The organism is Burkholderia sp. Bp8986 (assembly GCF_003854225.1).
In the GTDB taxonomy this organism is placed as follows: Bacteria; Pseudomonadota; Gammaproteobacteria; order Burkholderiales; family Burkholderiaceae; genus Burkholderia.
In genome coordinates this window covers 1-2,585 of sequence record NZ_QTQM01000122.1, presented here as the reverse complement: position 1 = coordinate 2,585, position 2,585 = coordinate 1, and the positions used below count along the sequence as shown (strand labels likewise).

Annotated in this window: 3 protein-coding genes; all 3 read right to left on the bottom strand. The window is 60.0% G+C overall.

What is annotated here, in order from left to right:
• Positions 1–70: 70 nt before the first annotated feature.
• From tnpC to tnpA, 3 genes are read right to left on the bottom strand one after another with little or no spacing between them, the layout of a single operon-like run.
• Complete coding sequence (gene tnpC, locus DID99_RS36305; protein ID WP_124668701.1) at positions 71–1,651, bottom strand: IS66 family transposase; 1,581 nt, start codon at positions 1,649–1,651, stop codon at positions 71–73.
• A 30-nt stretch (positions 1,652–1,681) separates the two neighbouring features.
• The gene (tnpB, locus tag DID99_RS36300; protein ID WP_124668700.1) at positions 1,682–2,035 is read right to left on the bottom strand and encodes an IS66 family insertion sequence element accessory protein TnpB; all 354 of its coding nucleotides are present in this window, start codon (positions 2,033–2,035) and stop codon (positions 1,682–1,684) included.
• Complete coding sequence (gene tnpA, locus DID99_RS36295; protein WP_124668699.1) at positions 2,011–2,499, bottom strand: IS66-like element accessory protein TnpA; 489 nt, start codon at positions 2,497–2,499, stop codon at positions 2,011–2,013. The genes tnpB and tnpA overlap by 25 nt, the downstream gene beginning before the upstream one ends.
• Between the last annotated feature and the right edge of the window lie 86 nt (positions 2,500–2,585).

The following is a 2,585-nucleotide window of genomic DNA, read 5'->3' as shown; positions in this document are numbered from 1 at the left end:
GTATGCGATCCGTTAACGACGTCCTCCAGAGTAAATCGGTGGAGCGCTTAAGGTGCGGTAAGGAAGCGGATCAGCGCAAGTCGGCCGGCATCTTCCAGGGGAGCAGCGCATCGTAGTCGTCGACGGTGCTCGCCAGCGGGAGACGTTGGAACAGCCAGGTGAGATAGCGATATGGGTCGATGCCATTCGCCTTGCAGGTCTCGACGAGAGAGTACAGATTGGCACTCGCGTGCGCGCCGTCGACGGTATCGCTAAACAACCATCCGCGGCGGCCGACGCAGAACGGGCGAATCGCGTTTTCACAGGGGTTGTTGCTGATCGGCCAGTCGCCGTTTTCGATGTAGCGGATGAGCTTCGGCCACTGCGAACGCAGATAGGTCAACCCCTTGCCGAGCAGGCTCTTCGGCGCGACACCGGGTGACTGCTCGACCATCAGCGTGTGGATCGCTGCGAGCACATGTGTGCTGTAACGTCGTCGCAATCGCTGTCGTCGCGATGCCAACCATGTTTCACTACGCGCTTCGGCCACGAACAACTTGCCGATCAGCTTGATGAAGCGCGTCGTGAGCAGATCCGGTGTGCGCGCTGCCTTCGGCACGCTGTCTTCCGCTTTAACGAAGTACCGTCTCACGTGAACCCAGCATCCCAGATGTACGAGTTGGTGACGCTCAGCGATGTCGTTGTAGGGTTCGTAGCCATCGGTCATCATGACCGCGCCCGCACGGATGCCGGTGAACAGCTTGTCGCCAAGCCAGGCGCCACGTCCCGGTGTATAGGTAAAGCAACGGATGGGCACACCCGAACCCGTCATCTGCGCCCACAGGTAACTCTTCGTTTGCGTACGGCGGCCTTCTTCTTTCAGCACCTGGAGCGTCGTCTCGTCGCAGTAGATCAGCTCGGCATCAAGCAGCGCGTCGCGCATCAGGTTGATGACGGGCTGCGCAGCAAGGCCGACGCGAACCATGCTCGCGGCGATCGTGTTCGATGAGATGTCGCCGCCGAAGCGGCGCAGCAAACCGGCTTGCCGATACAGTGGCATACCGAACTGATACTTGCCGGTCGCAATCCACGCGAGCGCCGATTCGCTCAACAGTCCGCGGGGGATGATACGTGGCGGCGCCGGCGTCACCTTGATGCCGAGCTCACAGCACGGGCACGCATATTTGACGCGCTGGTGCTGGATCACCCGAAGCTGCTCAGGGATCACCGTGAGCTGTTCGCTGATCTCCACGCCGAACTCGACGAGTGCGTGACCGTCGTTCACGCAGAAGCGTTCGGCTTCGGGCAGTTCGTGCCGTACGATGTCGCGCGGCAGGTTGGGATCGAGCGGCTTGCGATGGCCTCGCTTTTTGCGCGTATGGGCGACGACCGTCGTATCGGGTGCATCTTCCTGCGCGGGCGTCGCGTTTGCGCCCAGCGCTTCGGCCTCGTTGAACAGGCCGAGCTGATCGGAGTCCCGTGCTTCACTCTTCGCGCCGAACAATTCGCGACGGTAGGAGCGCAGTCGCTCTTCGGCCAGATCGCGTTCCGCCGTCACGAGACGCACCATGCTACGCAATTCGTCTCGCTCTTGCTGAAGCGCTGCGTGCTGCTCACGTATCGCGAGCAGCGCGGCCAGTTCATCGGCGGTGACGGTGACTTGAATCGGCATGCTGATTGGACAGGCATGCCGATTCGATGTTCAGCTCACGCGTAAATATTTCCGCGTCGGATGCCGCTGGACCGTGGTAATGTCGTCACCGTCGAGCAGCGCGTGCAGCAGCTCCGTCGTCATGGTCACGACTTCGGTTTTCTTGTCCGGCCAGATGAAGTGATCAACCTCGAGGCGCTTCATGAGCAACCAGAAGCCGTTCCCATCCCAGCCGAGGATCTTGATCCGATCGCGACGTCGATTGCCGAACACGTAGAGCGACGCATCCATCGGGTTCAGGCGCATCGACTGTTCGACGAGAATCGAGAGACTGTTCATGCCGTACCGAAAGTCGACAGGATCGCGGTGCAGGTAGACCTTCAAGCCTTCGTCGAACCGGAACACGGCAGCCTCCCGAGCATTTGAATGACGGTGGCCAATTCGTCGATGCTTGCTTCGCCGAGATCGAACTCAACGCCATTCGATAGACTCACGTGCAGCGAGAGCGCCATCGGTCGAGCTGCAGGCAATAGCTCTGGCGGTTGTGCAGACGGCGATGCGGTAGCCGCTACGATCGGCACGAACGCCGATGGAGTACCGGGGAGGTCAATCGTGACGCCATCAGAAATCGCGGGCGTTCGGGCGACTCGCTCGTGTTCGAGTTGCGCCTGAATTTTCTGGTAGCGGGCGATCCAGCTACGCAGGAGGTTCGGATTGAGACCATGCTCCATGGCGGTCCGTGCTATTGAAACGCCAGGTTGCAGGCATATTTGTACCAGCTCGTCTCGAGCGGCATCGTCATATTCTCGACGCCCATCTCGCTTTCGGCCGATGACCAGTCGGCTACGCAGGTCTCGTTTTTCACTCATACACTCTGATACCAGCTGTCCACGTGGACACGTAGCATCAGAGTGAAGCGATTTCTAGACAAGGACGTCGTTAACGGATCGCATAC